Source organism: Pseudomonas inefficax, from assembly GCF_032164165.1.
Lineage (GTDB): Bacteria > Pseudomonadota > Gammaproteobacteria > Pseudomonadales > Pseudomonadaceae > Aquipseudomonas > Aquipseudomonas inefficax.
Window position 1 is genome coordinate 938,540 of record NZ_CP134401.1, and the last position, 19,379, is coordinate 957,918.

General features: G+C 64.6%; 20 protein-coding genes. 10 read left to right on the top strand and 10 right to left on the bottom strand.

Annotation, left to right across the window (positions count from 1 at the left end):
* Positions 1-249 precede the first annotated feature (249 nt).
* The 4 genes from scpB to RIN61_RS04230 form a co-directional block, all read right to left on the bottom strand.
* The gene (gene scpB, locus RIN61_RS04215) at positions 250-1,020 is read right to left on the bottom strand and encodes an SMC-Scp complex subunit ScpB (protein WP_313855914.1); all 771 of its coding nucleotides are present in this window, start codon (positions 1,018-1,020) and stop codon (positions 250-252) included.
* Entirely contained in the window at positions 1,007-1,732 is a 726-nt protein-coding gene (locus RIN61_RS04220; protein WP_162276787.1) for a segregation and condensation protein A, read from the bottom strand. Before RIN61_RS04220 ends, scpB begins: the two co-directional genes overlap by 14 nt.
* Positions 1,733-1,857: 125 nt before the next feature.
* Positions 1,858-2,487 (bottom strand): L-threonylcarbamoyladenylate synthase, encoded by a 630-nt coding sequence (locus RIN61_RS04225; protein ID WP_112253257.1) that lies wholly within the window; start codon positions 2,485-2,487, stop codon positions 1,858-1,860.
* Positions 2,488-2,500: 13 nt separating this feature from the next.
* Complete coding sequence (locus RIN61_RS04230; RefSeq protein WP_023661025.1) at positions 2,501-3,361, bottom strand: PHP domain-containing protein; 861 nt, start codon at positions 3,359-3,361, stop codon at positions 2,501-2,503.
* Between the two features lie 67 nt (positions 3,362-3,428).
* Here RIN61_RS04230 and RIN61_RS04235 point away from each other — a divergent pair, with 67 nt between their 5' ends.
* The 5 genes from RIN61_RS04235 to RIN61_RS04255 all read left to right on the top strand — a co-directional run bounded on the left by RIN61_RS04235 (position 3,429) and on the right by RIN61_RS04255 (position 7,153).
* Positions 3,429-4,022, top strand: coding sequence for a septation protein A (locus tag RIN61_RS04235; protein WP_112253172.1), 594 nt, complete (start codon positions 3,429-3,431; stop codon positions 4,020-4,022).
* A 1-nt stretch (position 4,023) separates the two neighbouring features.
* Complete coding sequence (locus tag RIN61_RS04240) at positions 4,024-4,323, top strand: YciI family protein (protein WP_012273585.1); 300 nt, start codon at positions 4,024-4,026, stop codon at positions 4,321-4,323.
* Between the two features lie 205 nt (positions 4,324-4,528).
* Positions 4,529-5,206: a response regulator transcription factor gene (locus tag RIN61_RS04245; protein WP_112253173.1), complete on the top strand. Its 678-nt coding sequence runs from the start codon at positions 4,529-4,531 to the stop codon at positions 5,204-5,206.
* A gap of 129 nt (positions 5,207-5,335) precedes the next feature.
* On the top strand, positions 5,336-5,752 hold the full coding sequence (locus tag RIN61_RS04250; RefSeq protein ID WP_112253174.1) for a Spy/CpxP family protein refolding chaperone: 417 nt from the start codon (positions 5,336-5,338) through the stop codon (positions 5,750-5,752).
* A 60-nt stretch (positions 5,753-5,812) separates the two neighbouring features.
* Positions 5,813-7,153 (top strand): sensor histidine kinase, encoded by a 1,341-nt coding sequence (locus tag RIN61_RS04255; RefSeq protein WP_112253175.1) that lies wholly within the window; start codon positions 5,813-5,815, stop codon positions 7,151-7,153.
* 254 nt (positions 7,154-7,407) lie between these two features.
* Here the strand turns inward: RIN61_RS04255 and RIN61_RS04260 are convergent, their stop codons facing one another.
* Complete coding sequence (locus RIN61_RS04260) at positions 7,408-7,965, bottom strand: NAD(P)H nitroreductase (protein ID WP_112253176.1); 558 nt, start codon at positions 7,963-7,965, stop codon at positions 7,408-7,410.
* Positions 7,966-8,067: 102 nt separating this feature from the next.
* Between RIN61_RS04260 and RIN61_RS04265 the strand changes: the two genes are divergently transcribed.
* Positions 8,068-9,522, top strand: a complete 1,455-nt coding sequence (locus RIN61_RS04265) for a TrkH family potassium uptake protein (protein WP_112253177.1) — start codon at positions 8,068-8,070, stop codon at positions 9,520-9,522.
* Here RIN61_RS04265 and RIN61_RS04270 read toward each other — a convergent pair.
* Entirely contained in the window at positions 9,479-10,540 is a 1,062-nt protein-coding gene (locus RIN61_RS04270; RefSeq protein WP_112253178.1) for an AraC family transcriptional regulator, read from the bottom strand. The two genes, RIN61_RS04265 and RIN61_RS04270, sit on opposite strands and share 44 nt — an antisense overlap.
* A 153-nt stretch (positions 10,541-10,693) precedes the next feature.
* On the opposite strand from RIN61_RS04270, the gene RIN61_RS04275 reads away from it, so the two are divergent.
* On the top strand, positions 10,694-11,005 hold the full coding sequence (locus RIN61_RS04275; RefSeq protein ID WP_112253179.1) for an Mpo1-like protein: 312 nt from the start codon (positions 10,694-10,696) through the stop codon (positions 11,003-11,005).
* A 19-nt stretch (positions 11,006-11,024) separates the two neighbouring features.
* Here the strand turns inward: RIN61_RS04275 and RIN61_RS04280 are convergent, their stop codons facing one another.
* Positions 11,025-11,837, bottom strand: a complete 813-nt coding sequence (locus RIN61_RS04280; RefSeq protein ID WP_112253180.1) for a UDP-2,3-diacylglucosamine diphosphatase — start codon at positions 11,835-11,837, stop codon at positions 11,025-11,027.
* 131 nt (positions 11,838-11,968) lie between these two features.
* On the opposite strand from RIN61_RS04280, the gene RIN61_RS04285 reads away from it, so the two are divergent.
* Together RIN61_RS04285 and RIN61_RS04290 are read left to right on the top strand one after the other, a co-directional pair.
* On the top strand, positions 11,969-12,736 hold the full coding sequence (locus RIN61_RS04285) for a helix-turn-helix domain-containing protein (RefSeq protein ID WP_112253258.1): 768 nt from the start codon (positions 11,969-11,971) through the stop codon (positions 12,734-12,736).
* A 184-nt stretch (positions 12,737-12,920) separates the two neighbouring features.
* Positions 12,921-13,811, top strand: a complete 891-nt coding sequence (locus RIN61_RS04290) for a DMT family transporter (protein ID WP_112253181.1) — start codon at positions 12,921-12,923, stop codon at positions 13,809-13,811.
* Position 13,812: 1 nt separating this feature from the next.
* Here RIN61_RS04290 and RIN61_RS04295 read toward each other — a convergent pair whose 3' ends face one another.
* A complete protein-coding gene (locus tag RIN61_RS04295; RefSeq protein WP_112253182.1) occupies positions 13,813-14,094 on the bottom strand; it encodes an Rdx family protein in 282 nt (93 codons plus the stop codon).
* 67 nt (positions 14,095-14,161) lie between these two features.
* Between RIN61_RS04295 and RIN61_RS04300 the strand changes: the two genes are divergently transcribed.
* Positions 14,162-16,348, top strand: coding sequence for a patatin-like phospholipase family protein (locus RIN61_RS04300; RefSeq protein WP_112253183.1), 2,187 nt, complete (start codon positions 14,162-14,164; stop codon positions 16,346-16,348).
* 125 nt (positions 16,349-16,473) lie between these two features.
* Here the strand turns inward: RIN61_RS04300 and RIN61_RS04305 are convergent, their stop codons facing one another.
* Together RIN61_RS04305 and recQ are read right to left on the bottom strand one after the other, a co-directional pair.
* A complete protein-coding gene (locus RIN61_RS04305) occupies positions 16,474-16,911 on the bottom strand; it encodes a MarR family transcriptional regulator (protein ID WP_013973685.1) in 438 nt (145 codons plus the stop codon).
* Between the two features lie 150 nt (positions 16,912-17,061).
* The gene (gene recQ, locus RIN61_RS04310) at positions 17,062-19,209 is read right to left on the bottom strand and encodes a DNA helicase RecQ (RefSeq protein WP_025340147.1); all 2,148 of its coding nucleotides are present in this window, start codon (positions 19,207-19,209) and stop codon (positions 17,062-17,064) included.
* Between the last annotated feature and the right edge of the window lie 170 nt (positions 19,210-19,379).

The following is a 19,379-nucleotide window of genomic DNA, read 5'->3' on the forward strand; positions in this document are numbered from 1 at the left end:
AAATACGGGTTCTGGCGACGAACGCGCCAAAAGGCCGCGCATCATACGCGGTTCGGCGGCGGAACGCACTGGAGGGTAGAGGGTTTTGTGGGCTTTGCCAGAGGTTTCTGCCTAATGGTGAAGTATTGGCAGTGCTGGCCTCTTCGCGGGTAAACCCGCTCCCACAGGGATATCACAGGCTTTGAGAGTGATGCAGTACCTGTGGGAGCGGGTTTACCCGCGAAAGGGCCAGCACAGACAACAGAAGCTTCAGGGCAGTGACTTGCCCTCTTCTTCCACCGAGGCCTCAGCCTCTTCCTCGCGCAAATCATCAAAATCGGTCTTCAGCCCCTCTTCCATGGCATCCAGCTCCACCAGCAGGCTACGGAAGCTGGTCTCCTCCTTCGGCTCGGCAACCTCTTGCTCTTCCCCAAGGCTGGCATCCGCCAATGCCTGCAGGTGCGCCGGCACTGGCGCATCATCCGGGTCGAGCAGCGGCTCCGGCTCCATCTCCCGCAGTTCGGCCAAGGCCGGCAGTTCGTCCAGGCTCTTGAGGTTGAAATGGTCGAGAAACCCCTTGGTGGTGGCGAACATCGCCGGCCGCCCGGGCACTTCGCGGTAGCCGACCACGCGGATCCACTCGCGCTCCATCAGGGTCTTGATGATGTTGCTGTTCACCGCCACGCCCCGCACATCCTCGATTTCGCCACGGGTGATGGGCTGGCGGTAGGCGATCAGGGCCAGGGTTTCCAGCAGCGCGCGCGAGTAGCGCTGCGGGCGCTCTTCCCACAGGCGCCCGACCCACGGCGCAAAGTCCTCGCGAATCTGCAGGCGGTAACCGCTGGCCACCTCCTTGAGTTCGAAGGCGCGGCCACTGCACGACTTGCCCAGCAGCTCCAGCGCCTGCCTGAAGACTTTGGGCTCCGGTCGCTCGGCTTCCTCGAACAGCTCGTACAGGCGCTCCAGGGATTGCGGCTTGCCCGAAGCCAGCAGGAAGGCTTCGATCAGCGACGCCAGGTCGCGGGGTTCATTCAGGTTCATCAGGTTCTTCAACAAGCGCCGGGCGAAGCCGCACGTGGATGGCGGCGAAGGGTTCATTCTGCACCAGTTCGATCAGCGATTCCTTCACCAGCTCGAGAATCGCCATGAAGGTCACCACCACGCCCAGCTTGCCCTCCTCGGCGGCGAACAGCTCGACGAACGGCACGAAACCGCCGCCCTTGAGGCGTTCCAGCACCTGGCTCATGCGCTCGCGAGTGGACAAGGTCTCGCGGGTGATCTGATGGCTTTCGAACAGGTCGTTGCGGCGCATCACCTCGGCCATCGACACCAGCAGCTCTTCCAGGCTGACCTGGGGCAACAGCTTGCGCACCTTGGCCTGCGGCGCCTCCAGGCGCGGCACCACCACCTCACGACCGACCCGTGGCAACTCATCGATACCCTCGGCGGCAGCCTTGAAGCGCTCGTACTCCTGCAGCCGGCGGATCAGTTCGGCGCGCGGGTCACCCTCCTCCTCCTCGACGTCGGCCGAGCGCGGCAGCAACATGCGCGACTTGATCTCGGCGAGCATGGCAGCCATCACCAGGTATTCGGCGGCCAGCTCCAGGCGCACGCTCTTCATCAGTTCCACGTAGCCCATGTACTGCCGGGTGATTTCGGCTACCGGGATGTCGAGAATGTCGATGTTCTGCTTGCGGATCAGGTACAGCAACAGGTCCAGCGGGCCTTCGAAGGCTTCGAGGATGACTTCCAGGGCGTCCGGCGGGATGTACAGGTCCAGCGGCAGCTCGGTCAAGGCTTCGCCATAGACCAGGGCCAGTTGCAACTGCCGAGGCTCCTCGGCCTGTTCGGCCGGTGCCTCGGGTGTTTCCACCTGACTCACGCGCTGACCAGGAACGGCGTGGGATCGCCGCAGCCTTCACGGACCAGTTCCGGTTCATCGCCGGACAGGTCGATGATGGTCGATGCCTTGAGGTCACCGAAACCGCCATCGATTACCAGATCGACATGATGCTCCAGGCGCTCGCGGATCTCGTAAGGGTCGGTCATCGGCTCGTCATCACCCGGCAGGATCAGGCTCACGCTCATCAGCGGCTCGCCCAGTTCGGCCAGCAGCGCCAGGGTGATGGCATGGTCCGGCACGCGCAGGCCGATGGTTCGGCGCTTTTCATGCAGCAGCAGACGCGGCACCTCGCGGGTGCCGTTGAGGATGAAGGTGTAAGGCCCGGGTACGTGGGCCTTGAGCAGGCGGAAGGTGCCGGTATCGACCTTGGCATACAACCCCAGCTGCGACATGTCGCAGCACATCAGGGTAAAGTTGTGGGTCTTGTCCAGGCCGCGCAGGCGCCGCACCCGCTCGATCGCCGCCTTGTTACCGATCTGGCAACCCAGGGCATAGGCCGAGTCGGTCGGATACACCACCACGCCACCCTTGCGGATGATCTCGACGGCCTGTTTGATCAGGCGCGCCTGCGGATTCTCCGCATGAATCTGGAAAAATTGGCTCACGTAGTCGTCCTGTTCATACCGCCAAAGGCTGTTCATGGCTGAATCGGCGCCACAGAGGTGGCAGGTCCTCGGGCAAAGGCCGGTAGGCACCGATCTCGCCCCAGGTGCCGGGGCCGTGGAAGTCACTGCCAGCGCTTGCCAGCAGGCCGAACTCACGGGTAAGGATGGACATGGTGCCCACCTGCTCGGCAGGCATCATCCCGTTGACCACTTCAAGCGCCTGCCCGCCTGCCTGAATATAGTCGGCAATCAGCCTTCTGCGCTTGCTGCGGGTCAGATCGTAGTGCATGGGATGCGCAAGGCTCACCCAAGCGTTGGACTGGCGCAAGGTGGCGACGGTTTCATCGAGGGTCGGCCAGTGCTGCTTGACGTCCCCCAGCTTGCCGGCCCCCAGCCATTTGCGAAACGCCTCGCCGCGGTCCTTGACGTGCCCGGCACGTACCAGGTACTCGGCAAAATGCGGGCGCGCCGGAGCATTGCCGCTATCGCCCAGTTCGTGCTGGACGGCGCGGGCGCCGTCGAGGGTACCGGGCATGCCCTTGGCAGCCAGCCGTTTGTCGATTTCTTCGGCACGCAGCCAGCGGCCACGGTGCAGCGCTTCGATCGCCGCCAGCAGGGGCGGCGCGTCGAGCGGGAAGTCATAACCCAGCACATGGATGGTTGCGCCACCCCAGGTGCACGACAGCTCCACCCCGCTGACCCAGTGCATGCCCTTGTCGCGGCACGCCTGGCGCGCCTCGGGCAGGCCTTCGATGGTGTCATGGTCGGTCAGTGCCAGCGTTTGCACCCCATGCTCATGGGCCCGGGCGACCAGTATCGAGGGCGACAGGGCGCCATCGGAGGCCGTGCTGTGACAGTGCAGATCAACATTCATGGAGGAGCGCTTTCGCTGGAATCGATGTTTGTTATTATGCCGTCACATCCCGATTCTGGCTGCCATTGTGAAACAATTCATCGATTTCATCCCGCTGCTGCTGTTCTTCATCGTCTACAAGCTTGACCCGCGCCCCATGGAAGTCGCCGGCCACAGCTTCGAATTCGGCGGCATCTACAGCGCCACGGCCATGCTGATCATCAGCTCGCTGGTGGTCTACGGCGCGCTGTTCCTGCGCCAGCGCAAGCTGGAAAAGGGTCAGTGGCTGACCTTGGTGGCCTGCCTGGTGTTCGGTGGTCTGACCCTGACCTTCCACAGCGAAACCTTCCTCAAGTGGAAGGCGCCGGTGGTGAACTGGCTGTTCGCCCTGGGCTTCGCCGGCAGCCACTTCATCGGCGACCGGGTGCTGATCAAACGCATCATGGGCCACGCCCTGAGCCTGCCCGATGCCATCTGGGCCCGCCTGAACCTGGCCTGGATCGGCTTCTTCCTGTTCTGCGGCGCGGCCAACCTGTTCGTCGCCTTCACCTTCCAGGACTTCTGGGTCGACTTCAAGGTGTTCGGCAGCCTGGGCATGACCGTGCTGTTCCTGGTGGCGCAGGGTGTGTACCTGTCGCGCCACCTGCACGACGACCCTTCTACCTCCAAACCCAAGGATTGACATGCTCTACGCCATCATCGCCAGCGACGTCGCAAACTCCCTGGAAAAGCGCCTGGCCGCCCGCCCGGCGCACATCGAACGCCTGCAGCAGTTGAAGGCCGAGGGCCGCGTGGTACTGGCCGGCCCGCACCCGGCCATCGACAGCAACGACCCTGGCGAAGCGGGTTTCAGCGGTAGCCTGATCGTTGCCGAGTTCGAATCCCTGGCCGCCGCGCAGGCCTGGGCCGATGCCGACCCTTACATTGCCGCGGGCGTGTACGACAAGGTGGTGGTCAAGCCGTTCAAGCAAGTGCTGCCTTGATCTGAGAGCGCGTGGCCTTCTTCGCGGGTAAACCCGCTCCCACAGGGACAGCGCAAGCTTCAAGCTTTGCACTTTCCCTGTGGGAGCGGGTTTACCCGCGAAGAAGGCCACGCGGTACCGGCAGTTATACTGTTGCCATCAGTCTGCGGTATCTTTGCCACTGGCGGGCCGAATAGCCGCCGTCAATGGTTGAATTGAGTGAGTCATGAGCGAGCTGTTACTGATAGATGATGACCAGGAGCTGTGCGAGCTGCTCGGCAGCTGGCTGACCCAGGAAGGTTTTACCGTGCGCGCCTGCCACGACGGCCAGAGTGCACGCCAGGCCCTGGCCACGCACGCCCCTTCGGCCGTGGTGCTCGACGTGATGCTGCCCGACGGCAGCGGCCTGGAACTGCTCAAGCAGTTGCGCAGCGAGCATGCCGAACTGCCGGTGCTGATGCTCTCGGCCCGCGGCGAACCGCTGGACCGCATTCTCGGCCTGGAACTGGGCGCCGACGACTACCTGGCCAAACCCTGCGACCCGCGTGAACTCACCGCTCGCCTGCGCGCCGTGTTGCGCCGCAGCCACCCCACCGCCACCACCAGCCAGGTGGAACTGGGCGACCTGGTCTACAGCCCTGCCCGTGGCGTGGCCAGCATCGATGGCCGCGAAATGACCCTGACGCTGTCCGAAAGCCGCATTCTCGAAGCGCTGCTGCGCCAACCCGGCGAGCCGCTGGACAAGCAGGAACTGGCGCAGATCGGCCTGGGCCGCAAGCTGACCCTGTACGACCGCAGCCTGGACATGCATGTCAGCAACCTGCGCAAGAAGATCGGCCCCCACGCCGATGGCCGGCCACGCATCGTCGCCCTGCGCAGCCGTGGCTACTACTACTGCCTGTGAAATCGCCGGGGCGCGCAGCGGCCCTCATTCATCTTTACCGAGCCTTTACCCTCCGCTGACCGCGCTTGACGATGATCTCCCTAGACTGTGCTCATCCGGTAACCACCGGCCCATGAAAGGAGAGACACCATGCGCAAGACCCTTATCGCCCTGATGTTCGCCGCCGCCCTGCCGACCGTGGCCATGGCCATGCCTGAAGGCGGCCCGCGCCACGACGGCCCACATCATCGCGGTGATGCGCCTTTCCACCAGCTGGACCTGAGCCGTGACCAGCGCCAGCAGATCGGCAAGCTGATGGGTGAACAGATGAAACAGCGCCGCGACATCACCGAGCGCTACCTGTCCAAACTGCCGGCCGCCGACCAGAAGGCGATGAAAGACGAACTGCAGGCCAACCGCGACAAGACCGACGGCGCGGTCCGTGCCCTGCTCAAGCCTGAGCAGCAGAAGAAGTTCGACGAACTGCAGAAGGAACGCGCCGCAAAGAAAGCCGAGTGGCAGGAGTTCCAGGCCTGGAAAGCTGAAAAAGGCAACAAGGCCCAGTAAGCTGTCCGCCCGATGCCCGGCCCGCCTCAGTGCGAGCCGGGCTTTTCTTGTTTGCAGGAGGTGCACTTGCGTTCACTGTTCTGGCGCATCCTGGCCAGTTTCTGGCTGGCCATCACCCTGGTTGCGGGCCTGTCGATCCTGCTGGGCCATATGCTCAACCAGGATGCCTGGATCCTCAGCCGCCACCCGGGCCTGAATACCCTGGCCAGCAAGTGGGCCAAGCATTACGAACAGGAAGGCCTGGCTTCGGCACAACACTTCCTGGAACGGCGCAAGGACCGCTACAAGATCGACGTGCAGGTGCTCGACGACAGTGGCGAAGCCGTGGTGCCCGGCACTTTCCCGCGCCGTGCGGCGGCCTTCGAGGCACGCCAGCACAATGACCAGCGGCGCCTGCCGTGGCGCCGGCTGACCGAGGAATACACCAGCCCCGACACCGGTGAGACGTACCTGCTGATCTACCGCATACCCCACCCGGCGCTGGATGCCTGGCACCGCGAAAGCCTGTTGTGGCCGCTCAGTGCGCTGGGCATTGCGCTGGTGGTGCTGACCCTGTTCAGCCTGCTGGTGACACTGTCCATCACCCGCCCGCTCAGCCGCCTGCGCAGCGCCGTGCATGACCTGGGCCAGACCACCTACCAGCAGAACAGCCTGGCGCGGCTGGCGGCGCGGCGTGACGAGTTCGGCGTGCTGGCCAAGGACTTCAACAAGATGGGGGCGCGCCTGCAAAGCACCATCGGCAGCCAGCGCCAGTTGCTGCGCGATGTGTCCCATGAACTGCGCTCACCGCTGGCCCGGCTGCGTATCGCCCTGGCCTTGGCCGAGCGTGCCGAGCCTGAGCAGCGCGAGGCGCTGTGGCCACGCCTGACCCGCGAATGCGACCGCCTTGAGGACCTGATCAGCGAAATCCTTGCCCTGGCGCGGGTCGATGCCGAACAGGCGCATGCCGAGCCGGTCGACCTCAACGCCCTGCTCGGCAGCGTGCGCAAGGACGCCCAGCTCAGCGCACCAGAGCAGGATGTGCGCCTGGAAGCACAGCCGGGGTTGACCTTGCAGGGCTGGCCAACGCTGATAGAGCGTGCCGTGGACAACCTGCTGCGCAACGCCCTGCGCTTCAACCCGCAGGGCCAGCCGATCGAAGTCGGCGCCGTGCGCGAGCAGGGCCGTATCGTGATCAGCGTGCGTGACCATGGGCCGGGGGCAGCGGCGGAACACCTGGCGCAGCTGGGGGAGCCGTTCTTCCGTGCGCCGGGGCAGGATGCGCCGGGGCATGGGCTGGGGCTGGCGATTGCACGCAAGGCGGCGGAGCGGCATGGCGGTAGTCTGATTTTGGACAATCACCCACAAGGTGGATTTGTAGCTCGGCTGGAGTTGCCTGAGGCTGAGGCAATCGGCAGCTGATGATGTGAAGGCCTCTGGCCTCTTCGCGGGTAAACCCGCTCCCACAGGAACTGCGCAAGACTCAAGACTTAAGCCACACCTATGGGAGATTGAGGCAATCGGCAGCTGATGATGTGAAGGCCTCTGACCTCTTCGCGGGTAAACCCGCTCCCACAGGAACTGCGCAAGACTCAAGAATTATGCCGCACCTGTGGGAGCGGGTTTACCCGCGAAAGGGGCAGCGGCCCTGATACTGCAATCAGCCCAAGGCCAGGTTACTCGCCCCAGGCACTGACGAAATCAGCGGTTTCCAGAATCGGCGCGGTGCGCGGCTCGGTCAGCGGCGTACCAACATACAGGTAACCGATGATTTCCTCGTTCGCGGCCAGCCCCAGGCCCTTGTGCACATGGGCATCGAAAGCCATGTCCCCGGTGCGCCATACCGCACCGATACCTTGCGCATGTGCGGCAATCAGGATGCCGTGCGCCGCACAGCCCGCCGCCAGCCGCTGCTCGGACTTGGGTACCTTGAAATGGTCCTGCAGCTTGGCAACCACCACGATCAGCAACGGCGCACGCAGGGGCATGGCGCGGGCCTTGTCCAGGGCAGCCTGGCTGGCATCCCCCCTGTGCTGCAGCGCTTCGGCGAACAGCTCACCCAGCTTCTCGCGGCCCTGGCCTTCGATGGTGAGAAAACGCCACGGCCGCAGCTGGCCGTGGTCCGGGGCGCGCAGGGCGGCCTGGAACAGTGCCTCGCGCTGGGCGGTATTGGGCGCCGGGTCGGTCAGGCGTGGCACGGAAACACGGTTGAGCAATGCGTCGAGAGCCTCCATCGGCTACCCTCCTGGCAGGTAAATGTGTCGCCATTCTAGCGTTTACATCACCAGACCCATAGGTAGAATGGCGCCCTTCCGTTTCGAGTCAGAGCAGATCACATGGCGTTGCCGACCTTAAGGATCATTGGTTTCATCATCGGCATCTTCCTGATTACCCTCGCCGTCAGCATGGCCGTGCCCATGGCTACGCTGGTGGTCTTCGAACGCACCCGTGACATGCCGTCGTTCCTCTGGTCAAGCCTGATCACCTTCATCGCCGGCCTGGCCCTGGTACTCCAGGGCCGCCCCGAACACGTGCACCTGCGCCCGCGCGACATGTACCTGCTGACCGTCAGCAGCTGGCTGGTGGTATGCGTGTTCGCCGCCCTGCCGTTCCTGCTGACCCAGCACATCAGCTACACCGACGCCTTCTTCGAAAGCATGTCGGGCATCACCGCCACCGGCGCCACCGTGCTCAGCGGGCTGGACAACATGTCGCCGGGCATCCTGATGTGGCGTTCGATGCTGCACTGGCTCGGCGGCATCGGCTTCATCGGCATGGCGGTAGCAATCCTGCCGCTGCTGCGCATCGGTGGCATGCGCCTGTTCCAGACCGAATCGTCCGACCGCTCGGAGAAGGTCATGCCGCGCTCGCACATGGTCGCCAAGTCGATCGTGGGTGTTTACGTCGGCTTCTCGATCCTGGGCGCGCTGGGCTTCTGGTGGGCCGGCATGAGCCCGTTCGATGCCATCAACCACGCCATGTCGGCGATTTCCACTGGCGGGTTTTCCACCTCCGACCAGTCGCTGGCCAAGTGGGATATCCCGGCCGTGCACTGGGTCGCGGTGGTGGTGATGATCCTCGGCAGCCTGCCCTTCACCCTTTATGTGGCGACCCTGCGCGGCAACCGCAAGGCACTGATCCGCGACCAGCAGGTGCAAGGTTTGCTAGGCATGCTGGTGGTCACCTGGCTGGTGCTTGGCACCTGGTACTGGGCCACCACCAACCTGCACTGGCTGGACGCCCTGCGCCACGTGGCGCTGAACGTGACCTCGGTGGTCACCACCACCGGCTTCGCCCTGGGTGACTACAGCCTGTGGGGCAACTTTTCGCTGATGCTGTTCTTCTACCTGGGCTTCGTCGGCGGCTGCTCCGGCTCGACTGCAGGCGGTATCAAGATCTTCCGCTTCCAGGTGGCCTACATCCTGCTCAAGGCCAGCCTCAACCAGTTGATCCACCCGCGCGCAGTGATCAAGCAGAAGTACAACGGCCACCGCCTCGACGAAGAAATCGTGCGTTCGATCCTGACTTTCTCGTTCTTCTTCGCCATCACCATCTGCGTCATGGCGTTGCTGCTGTCTTTGCTTGGCGTGGACTGGATGACCGCCCTGACCGGCGCTGCCGGCACGGTCTCCGGTGTAGGCCCGGGCCTGGGTGAAGTGATCGGCCCGTCAGGCAACTACGCCACGCTGCCGGACGCTGCCAAGTGGATTCTCGCCAGCGGCATGCTGCTCGGCCGCCTGGAAATCATCACCGTGCTAGTGTTGTGCATGCCGGCGTTCTGGCGCCACTGACCACCTCAGGCTCGGCACCCAGGCGGGCGCGGTATTCGCTGGGCGTGGCATCGAACCAGCGGCGAAACGCCCGATAGAAGTTGCTGGGGTCGGCAAACCCCAGCAGGTAGGCGGTTTCCAGCAGGGTCATGCCTGGCTGCGCCAGGTACTGTTCGGCCAGTTCGCGACGGGTATCGTCGAGCAAGGTCTGGAAGCTGGTGCCTTCTTCCTGCAGCCGCCGCTGCAAGGTGCGCTGCGACAGGTGCAGGGCCTGGGCCAGGGTTTCGCGCTTGGGTTCGCCTTGCGGCAGGATACGGCACAGTACCTGACGCACGCGATGGGTGACCCGGCTTTCCGAGAAACGCGCCAGGTATTCGCCGGCAAAGCGGTCATGCAGGATGGCCATGGCTTCGTTGGCCGTAGGCAGCGGTGCCTCCATGTCGGCGCGTTCGAACACCAACGCATCGTGCGGCGCACCGAACACCAGCGGCGAGTGGAACGCCACCTTGTATGGCTCGATGTCCTTTGGTTGCGGCCCCTGCACCAGCACCCGGCGCGGTTGCACCGGCCGACCGCTGAGCCAGCTGCACAGCGCCAGCGCGCAGGCCAGCGACGCTTCGGCACTGTGCCGGGTCGGAGGCAGGTGATCGCCGTGTACGGTCAGGATCAGCGAATAGCCCTCGGGGCCGAGGACGAAGCTGAGGTCGGAGCTTTCGGCGATGATGCGCTGGTAACGCACCAGGCGCTCGAAGCCTTCGGCCAGGGTGCGGCTGGACATCAACGCATAACCCACCACATGGAACGAAGCCGGGCGCACCACCCTCGCCATGTTCAGGCCTATGGCCTCGTTGCCCGACAGTTCCACCGCCAGTTGCCAAAGCCGGGTCATGGAATCCTGGGGGAAGCGCGCGTCGGGGTCGTCGAGAGCTGCGAAGTCCAGCCCCAGCTGCTTGAACATGGCCCGACAGTCCAGCCCTTCCAGTTCGAGTGCCTTGACGATCCCTGATGCCCAGCTGGCCGACGTGGTTCTTTCGCTCATGACAGGCATCTTATGCTGACCGCTCCTGCGGTGAACCCCAAGGATATTCAATTGGCGCCTATTGTCACTGATAGGCCTCGCCAGTCACTCTAGACTCGAATCAGGCTCCATGCCGTGCATCTTGTCCAGAAGTATTAATCCCGGAGCACTGCCATGAACAGCACAGCGCAGTTTCGCAGTTTTGCCGAGTTCTACCCTTACTACCTGGGGGAGCACAGCAACCCCACCTGCCGCCGCCTGCACTTCGTCGGCACCAGCCTGGTGATTGCCCTGCTGGCCTATACCATCGGCAGTGGCAAATGGTTGCTGCTGCTGGCCTTGCCCGTGTTCGGCTACGGCTTTGCCTGGGTCGGGCACTTCTTTTTCGAAAAGAACCGGCCTGCGACCTTTACCCACCCGTTGTACAGCCTGATCGGGGATTTCGCGATGTTCAGGGATATCCTGTTGGGCAAGATCAGCCTGTAGATTTTTGGGGCCTCAAACCCTACACCGGTTCGCGCACCGCCGCCGCTGCCTGCGCTTCACGCGCCTGCGCCTCGGCCAACCGGTACAGCTCGATCGTGCCATCCCAATGCTCGATCAGCGCCGTGCACGACTCCACCCAATCCCCGCAATTGAGGTACTCCACCTCCCCCACCTGGCGAATCTCGGCATGATGGATATGCCCACACACCACGCCATGAAAACCACGGCGGGTGCACTCGTGGGCAATGGCATCCTCGAAGTCGCTGATGAAGTTCACCGCGCCCTTGACCTTGTGCTTCAGGTACGCCGACAGCGACCAATAGCCGTATCCATAGCGGGCACGCCAGTGGTTGAGCCAACGGTTGAGCACCAGGGTGAACTCGTAGGCACGGTCACCGAGGAACGCCAGCCAGCGGTGGTAACGGGTGATTACATCGAACTGGTCGCCATGGATCACCAGCAGGCGGCGGCCATCGGCCGTCAGGTGCTCGGCCTCGTCCACCAGTTGGATGTTGCCGAGGATCAGCCTGGAGTAACGGCGCAGGAATTCGTCATGGTTGCCGGTGACGTAGATCACCTCGGTGCCCCGCTTGCTCATGGTCAGCAGGCGGCGGATCACGTTGGTGTGAGCTTGAGGCCAGTAGATTCCGCCGCGCAGCTTCCAGCCATCGATGATATCGCCCACCAGGTAGACGCGGTCAGCCTGGTAACCCTTGAGGAACTGCGACAGGTGTTCGGCCTGGCAGTCGCGGGTGCCCAGATGCACATCGGAAATCCACAGGGTACGCACGCGTTGCTTGCGCGAGGGGCGGGACAGTTCGGCATGGGTCATGGGCAAGCTCCGGCGCGGTTTGCTGGAGACTGGCAGGCGCGGATGACAGCGCAGTGGCAAAACCGTTACGAGTGATGGACTGCCGGGAATGAGGCACAATGCGTTTCTGCCCTGCGAGGACAACTTTTCCCATGACCGCCGGCCCGATCCTCTCGCTGCGCCATTACCGCGACAGCCTGATCGCCCACAGCCACGAACACCCGCAACTGGTGTTCGGCCTGCGCGGTCGCCTGGAGTTCGAGGTGCAGGGGCATGGCGCCGGGATCGATCGACAAGGGCTGATCGTGGTACCGGCGGGCGCCCACCACACTTGCGCCAGCGATGGCGGCAGCGATTGCCTGGTGCTGGATGTACCAGGGGACCACTGGTTGCGCGAGCAACTGGGCGAACATGCCGATGCCAGCCGTCGCCTGCTCGACCGCCCCGCCGCCCTGGGCCTGGATGAACGCCAGCAACAATTGGTGGACTGGCTGGCGACCAGCCCCGTGCACGACCCACTGATTGCCCGGCAAGGGGCAGCGCTGCTGCTGGCCAGCCTCAACCCCACGGTGGCAGCCAGCGTCACGGCCAGCCAGCGTCTGCCTTATGCAGCCTTCGATGCGCATATCGAGCAGCATGCCGCCTACCCGCTGCAAGTGGCTGACCTGGCGCGCATCGCCGGGTTGTCCAGCGCCCGCCTGCATGCGCGCTTCACAGCGGAGTGCGGGATGACGCCAATGGACTACATTCGCCAGCGGCGCTTGCTCAAGGCGCGGCGGCTGGTGACGCAGACCTTGCTACCGATGGGGGAGATTGCGGCGCAGGTGGGGTACAGCTCGCAGAGTGCGTTTTCGGCGGCGATGTTGCGGGCGTTCGGGTGTACGCCATTGGCTTTGCGGCGAGAGTCTGGCGACAATTGACGCCAGTCTTGCGACAGACCGCCTTTGCCTGTGCCTATACACTTTGCCTGTGCCGGCCCTTTCGCGGGTAAACCCGCTCCCACAGGTACTGCACAGGCTTCAAAAGCGGTGCAGTACCTGTGGGAGCGGGTTTACCCGCGAAGAGGCCGGCACAGCCAGCAGAGATCTTGAGCAAGGACCACCCATGAACCACCGTACCGCCCTCGGCGCCCTGCACATCGGCGCGCTGTTCTTCGGCCTTACCGGCGTCTTCGGCAAACTGGCCGCCAGCGCCAGCCCGGCGATCATCGTCTTCGGCCGCGCCGCCTTCGCCGTGCTCGCCCTGGCCCTGTTCGCCAGCCTGGCCGGGCCGGGCTGGCAACGCCTGAGCGGTCAGGACGCCCGCCGCCTGCTGCTCGGCGGCGTACTGCTGGCCGGGCACTGGGTCAGCTTCTTCATCGCGGTAAAGGTTGCCGGCGTGGCCATCGCCACCCTCGGCTTCGCCAGCTTCCCGGCCTTTACCGTAATCCTCGAGGGCCTGCTGTTCCGCGAACGCATCCGCCGCAACGAGGCTTTGCTGGTGCTGCTGGTCAGCATCGGCCTGGTACTGGTCACGCCGGCATTCGACCTGGCCAGTGAAGCCACCGGTGGCCTGCTCTGGTCATTGCTGTCGGGGCTGCTGTTCTCCCTGCTGTCACTCACCAACCGCGCTGGCTCCGGCCGCCTGCCTGCGGTGCAGGCGGCACTGTGGCAGAACCTGGTGGTGGGCCTGTGCCTACTGCCGTTCGCGGCACCGGGCCTGGCTGGCGTAACCACCATGGACTGGCTGTGGATCGCCCTGCTCGGCATCTTCTGCACCGGCGTGGCACACAGCCTGTTCGTCGCCAGCCTGTCGGTGATCAAGGCGCGCACCGCCGCCGTGGTGTTCGGCATGGAGCCGGTCTATGGTATCGCCGTGGCCTGGGCGGTGTTCGCCGAAACCCCGACCCTGCGCATGCTGCTGGGCGGCGCACTGATCATCTTCGCCATCGTACTGTCCAGCCGCCTGGCCGCCGAACAACCGCCCAGGCAGCCATCACTGGCCGAGGGCGCCTGATTCAGCGGTCGTTGTGGCCCAGGCCACGCTGCGGGTCGATCTGGTCGCGAACCCGCTGCTTCAGTACCTTGGCCTCGGGGAAGCCACCATCGGCCTTGCGCTCCCAGACCTGCACGCCATTGCAGGTGATGCGGAAGATACCGCCGGTGCCAGGCTCCAGTGCCACGCGGCCAAGGTCGTCGGTAAAGGTGCTGAGCAGTTCCTGGGCCAGCCAGGCGGCACGCAGCAGCCATTGGCACTGGGTGCAATACGTGATGACGATTTCCGGTTTGCTGTCGGCCATGGTGGGGCATCTCCAGGTGAGGGGCCGCTTATACTAGCGGTCTTTAGCCCACGGTTTGAGACTCACGATGCGCCGTTTGCTGTTCTGTTTCCTGCTCACCTTCACCTCCCTCACGGCATTCGCCACCGAACCCGCCAGGCCCAAGGTTGGCCTGGTGCTGTCGGGGGGCGCGGCCCGTGGCCTGGCCCACATTGGTGTGCTCAAGGCCCTGGAGGAACAGGGTGTGCGCATCGACGCCATCGCCGGCACCAGCATGGGGGCCGTAGTCGGCGGCCTGTATGCCTCGGGCTACAGCGTCGAAGAGCTGGAAAAGCTCGCCACCACCCTCGACTGGCAACAGGCGCTGTCCGACGCCCCGCCGCGCAAGGACGTGCCGTTCCGGCGCAAGCAGGATGACCGCGACTTCCTGGTCAAGCAGAAGCTCAGTTTTCGCGACGACGGCAGCCTGGGCCTGCCGCTGGGCGTGATCCAGGGCCAGAACCTGGCGCTGCTGCTGGAAAGCAAGCTGGCGCACACCGCCGATACCCGTGACTTCGACAAGCTGCCCATCCCCTTCCGCGCCGTGGCCACCGATATCGCCAGTGGCGAAAAGGTGGTGTTCCGCCGTGGCCACCTGCCCCAGGTGATCCGCGCCAGCATGTCGATCCCCGCGGTGTTCGCCCCGGTCGAGCTGGACGGCCGGCTACTGGTGGACGGCGGCATGGTCGACAACATCCCGGTGGACGTCGCCCGTGAAATGGGTGTGGACCTGGCCATCGTGGTCGACATCGGCACCCCACTGCGTGACCGCAAGCAGCTGGCCACGGTGGTCGACGTGCTCAACCAGTCGATCACCCTGATGACCCGGCGCAACTCGGAAGAACAACTGGCCAGCCTGCACCGCGATGACATCCTCATCCAGCCACCGCTGACTGCCTTCGGCGTGACCGATTTTGGCCGCGCCCAAGAAATGATCGAGGCCGGCTACCGCGCCACCCGCCTGCTCGACCCGCGCCTTGCCGCCCTGCGCCAGCCCGAAGGTGACAGCAGCCTGGCCGTGGCCCGTTCGCCGCGCCAGCGCACGCCGACCATCACCGCGATCAGGATCGAGAACGACTCCAAGGTCAGCGACGAGGTCATCCGCTCGTACATTCGCCAACCGATCGATGCGCCGCTGGAGCTCGGCCGCCTGCAGACCGACATGGGCACGCTGTACGGCCTGGACTACTTCGACCGGGTGCAGTACCGCGTGGTGCACAAGGGCGACGACAACACCTTGGTGATCAATGCCCGTGGCCGACGCGGTGGCACCGACTACCTGCGCCTGGGCCTGAACCTGTCGGACGACCTGCGCGGCGACAGCGCCTTCAACCTGGGTGCCAGCTACCGGGTCAACGGCATCAACAGCCTCGGCGCCGAATGGCTGACCCGTGGTCAGATAGGCGACCAGCAGGAGCTGTACAGCGAGTTCTACCAGCCGCTGGACGTGGGCTCGCGCTATTTCATCGCACCGTATCTGGACTTCGGCTCGCAGAACATCGAAGCCACCCTGGACAACGACCCGGTGGCCGAGTACCGCCTGGAGCGTTACGGCTTTGGCCTGAACCTGGGGCGGCAGATCGGCACCAACGGTGAAGTGCGCCTGGGCGTGGGCAAGGCCTGGGGCGAAGCCGAGGTGCGCATCGGCGACCAGGACCTGCCCAAGGTCAGTTTCAACGAAGGTTTCTACGAGCTGAAGTACTCGTTCGACACCCTCGACAACGTGTACTTCCCGCATCGCGGCGAAGATATCGGCCTGACCTTGCGCAAGTATGACCAGTCGCTGGATTCCGACCAGGATTACCGGCAGTGGATGTTCAACCTGGACAAGGCCATCAGCAGCGGGCCGAACACCTTCGTGCTGGGCGGGCGCTACGGGCGCACGCTGGATGATACCGAGGTGGTGACTTCGAGCTTCGTGCTGGGTGGCGCGCGGGAGCTTTCAGGCTTCCGCCAGGACTCGGTATCGGGCCAGAACGTGAGCCTGATGCGCATGGTCTACTACCGCCGCCTGACGCCACGGGCCTACGTGCCGCTGGACTTCCCGCTGTACATCGGTGGGTCGCTGGAGCGAGGGCGGGCATGGAACAACGATAACGAGTTCGACAGTGGCTACATCAATGCGGCGAGCATCTTCCTGGGGCTGGAGACGCCGCTGGGGCCGTTGAACCTGAGCTACGGGGCCAACAGTGCGCATGAGCAGGCGGTGTACCTGAACCTGGGGCATACCTTCTAGGTATGCCGGGTACCCTGTGGGAGCGGCTTTAGCCGCGAACACCGGCGAAGCCGGTGCCATACACCGCGTCGCATTCTTCGCGGGTAAACCCGCTCCCACAGGCCGCAAAGCGGCCCCAGGCCCCCTCAGGATTTCTCCAGGTTGGCCAGGATCTTGGCATGTACCCGCATGCACACCTGCAGCTCCGCTTCATCCACGCCAGTGAACAGCTCGACCCGCAACTGATTGGCAATAGTCTCGATCTGGTCGATCAGTGGCTTGGCCGGCGGGCACAGCACGATCTTCTTCGCCCGCCGGTCCTCCAGCACTGCCTGCCGGCGTACCAGCCCCTGCGCCTCCAGGCTGTCGAGCAGGCGCGCCAGGGTCGGGCCTTCGACGCCCACGCTCTGGGCCAGCTCACGCTGGGTCGGGGCCTCTTCGAAACGGGCCAGGTGCAGCAACACCAGCCAGCGCGCCTGGGACAGGTTGAGCCCGGCCAGGCGGCGGTCCAGCTCGGCACGCCAACCCCGGGACATCTGGGCCAGCTGCATGCCGAAGCGGTGTTGGTTGTCGGTCAGGGGCATAAGCAACTCATTGAACAGATCTAATTATTAGGCAGCTAATCATGCCCCGCCCCACGAGGCAAGGCTCGGGCGCCCTGGAATATCCGATAATCGTCAAAAAACATGACAAAGGTCAGCAGATGGCAGTTCTGCCTTCGAACCTGTCGCCACTTACAGCTCGAATTCGGCCGCCAGCGCAGCCCGCACGCAGTACAGCACGCCCTCCGGCACCCGTGCCCCGAACAGCGGCGCAATCGCCGACACTGGTGGCAACTCGCCCTCGCCATCGAGGAAGGCATCCTGCACTTCCATCAACAGGTCTTCCGGCAGGTCCAGGGCCTGTTCCAGGCTCAATTCCTGGCGGCCCAGCGCCTCGGCCAGCAGACTGTAGACATTCTTCTCGCTGCAGTTGAGCTGGCCGGCGATCTGCGCCGGAGTCATGCCGGCGCGGGCCAGGCTGACCAGTTCGTGGCGCAGGTCGAGCACCACTTTCGGTGCTTCGTCGGTGCCGCCGCTGTTGTTCAGCACCTCGAGGAAGGCCTGGCCATAACGCTCCAGCTTGCGCGCCCCCACGCCGCTGACCTGGGCCATGTCGCTGAGGCTGGCCGGCTGGCTGCGCAGCATCTCCAGCAGCGTCGAGTCGGGGAAGATGACATAGGGCGGCACACTGTGTTCCTCGGCCAGCTTGCGCCGCAGGGTACGCAGTGCTTCCCACAGCTCGCGCTCTTCGGCACGCACCAGTTGGCTGGCCGGGCTGCCGCCACTGGACGAAGAAGTCCTGGCGGTGGTCTGTGGCTTGAGGTCACGGCGCAGCTGCAGGGTCACCTCGCCACGCAACAGAGGCCGGCAGCTGTCGGACAGGCGCAGGCCACCGTAGCCTTCCAGGTCGATGTCAACCAGGCCGCGTGCCACCAGCTGACGGAACAGCGAACGCCACTCGACCTCGGCCAGCCCCTTGCCGACGCCAAACACCGAGAGTTTTTCGTGGCCGAAATTGCGCACCTTCTCGGTGTCCTTGCCCAGCAGCACATCGACCAGGTGACCGACACCGTAGCGCTGGCCAGTGCGGAACACCGCCGACAGCGCCTGGCGGGCCGGCTCGGTGGCGTCCCAGGTCTGTACCTGGTCGACACAGTTGTCACAGTGCCCGCACGGTTGCTCGAGCGTTTCGTCGAAATAGGCCAGCAGCGACTGGCGGCGGCAACGGGTTTCTTCGCACAGGGCCAGCATGGCGTCGAGCTTGTGCTGCTCGATGCGCTTGTGGCGCTCGTCACCTTCGGAGTTCTGCAGCATCTGCTTGAGCATGACCATGTCCTGCAGCCCGTAGGCCATCCAGGCATCGGACGGCAGCCCGTCACGGCCGGCGCGGCCAGTCTCCTGGTAGTACGCCTCGAGCGACTTGGGCAGGTCAAGGTGCGCTACAAAGCGCACGTTGGGCTTGTCGATACCCATGCCGAAGGCGATGGTGGCGACCATGATCAGCCCTTCCTCGTTGAGGAAGCGGTGCTGGTTGGCCGCACGCGTCTCGGCAGCCAGGCCGGCATGATACGGCAGCGCCGGGAAGCCCTGATCGCAGAGGAAGGCAGCGGTTTCGTCGACCTTCTTGCGGGACAGGCAATAGACGATGCCGGCGTTGCCGCGGCGCTCGCCGAGGAAGGCCATCAGCTGCTTGCGCGGCGCCTCCTTGGGCACGATGCGGTAGAAGATGTTGGGCCGGTCGAAACTCGACAGGAAGCGTTCGGCGCCTTGCAGGTGCAGGCGCTGGACGATCTCTTCGCGGGTGCGCATGTCGGCGGTGGCGGTCAGCGCGATGCGCGGCACATGCGGGAACAGCTCGGCCAACTGGCCCAGTTGCAGGTATTCGGGGCGGAAATCGTGGCCCCATTGCGACACGCAGTGGGCCTCGTCGATGGCGAACAGCGAGATATCCAGGTCGCGCAGGAAGTCGAGCATGCGCGGCTGCACCAGCCGCTCGGGGGCCAGGTACAGCATCTTCACTTCGCCACGGCGCAAGCGCCCGGCCAGGTCACGCTGCTGTTCCGGGGTCAGCGTGGAGTTCAGCGCGGCGGCCGGCACACCCAGTTCATCGAGCGTGGCGACCTGGTCGTCCATCAGCGCAATCAATGGCGAGACCACCACCGTCAGGCCCGGGCGCAGCAGCCCCGGCACCTGGAAACACAACGACTTGCCGCCGCCGGTGGGCATCAGCACCAGGGCATCGCCGCCATTGGCCACGCAGTCGATGATCGCTGCCTGGCGCCCGCGGAAACTGTCGTAGCCGAAGACGTCCTTGAGAACGCGCTGAGCCTGTTCGAGCATGTGCAACTCCACAAATCGCCGTACCATCCCGGATACAGGCTGGACGAAAAACCCGCCCCGCACACGCCAAATGCGTAAGCGGTTTTTGCCAGGCAGCCGGCAAAACCTGCCCCTGGATGAAAAATCGCGGAGTATACCGCAGCACCGCCCCGCGCAGGGCACCACTGCGA

Excerpts from the sequence above, each read along its gene's own strand:
- scpB (WP_313855914.1), bottom strand. The coding sequence starts at position 1,020 with ATGAACCTGAATGAACCCCGCGACCTGGCGTCGCTGATCGAAGCCTTC.
- RIN61_RS04230 (WP_023661025.1), bottom strand. The coding sequence starts at position 3,361 with ATGAATGTTGATCTGCACTGTCACAGCACGGCCTCCGATGGCGCCCTG.
- RIN61_RS04240 (WP_012273585.1), top strand. The coding sequence starts at position 4,024 with ATGCTCTACGCCATCATCGCCAGCGACGTCGCAAACTCCCTGGAAAAG.
- RIN61_RS04245 (WP_112253173.1), top strand. The coding sequence starts at position 4,529 with ATGAGCGAGCTGTTACTGATAGATGATGACCAGGAGCTGTGCGAGCTG.
- RIN61_RS04250 (WP_112253174.1), top strand. The coding sequence starts at position 5,336 with ATGCGCAAGACCCTTATCGCCCTGATGTTCGCCGCCGCCCTGCCGACC.
- RIN61_RS04260 (WP_112253176.1), bottom strand. The coding sequence starts at position 7,965 with ATGGAGGCTCTCGACGCATTGCTCAACCGTGTTTCCGTGCCACGCCTG.
- RIN61_RS04265 (WP_112253177.1), top strand. The coding sequence starts at position 8,068 with ATGGCGTTGCCGACCTTAAGGATCATTGGTTTCATCATCGGCATCTTC.
- RIN61_RS04270 (WP_112253178.1), bottom strand. The coding sequence starts at position 10,540 with ATGAGCGAAAGAACCACGTCGGCCAGCTGGGCATCAGGGATCGTCAAG.
- RIN61_RS04275 (WP_112253179.1), top strand. The coding sequence starts at position 10,694 with ATGAACAGCACAGCGCAGTTTCGCAGTTTTGCCGAGTTCTACCCTTAC.
- RIN61_RS04280 (WP_112253180.1), bottom strand. The coding sequence starts at position 11,837 with ATGACCCATGCCGAACTGTCCCGCCCCTCGCGCAAGCAACGCGTGCGT.
- RIN61_RS04285 (WP_112253258.1), top strand. The coding sequence starts at position 11,969 with ATGACCGCCGGCCCGATCCTCTCGCTGCGCCATTACCGCGACAGCCTG.
- RIN61_RS04290 (WP_112253181.1), top strand. The coding sequence starts at position 12,921 with ATGAACCACCGTACCGCCCTCGGCGCCCTGCACATCGGCGCGCTGTTC.
- RIN61_RS04295 (WP_112253182.1), bottom strand. The coding sequence starts at position 14,094 with ATGGCCGACAGCAAACCGGAAATCGTCATCACGTATTGCACCCAGTGC.
- RIN61_RS04300 (WP_112253183.1), top strand. The coding sequence starts at position 14,162 with ATGCGCCGTTTGCTGTTCTGTTTCCTGCTCACCTTCACCTCCCTCACG.
- RIN61_RS04305 (WP_013973685.1), bottom strand. The coding sequence starts at position 16,911 with ATGCCCCTGACCGACAACCAACACCGCTTCGGCATGCAGCTGGCCCAG.
- recQ (WP_025340147.1), bottom strand. The coding sequence starts at position 19,209 with ATGCTCGAACAGGCTCAGCGCGTTCTCAAGGACGTCTTCGGCTACGAC.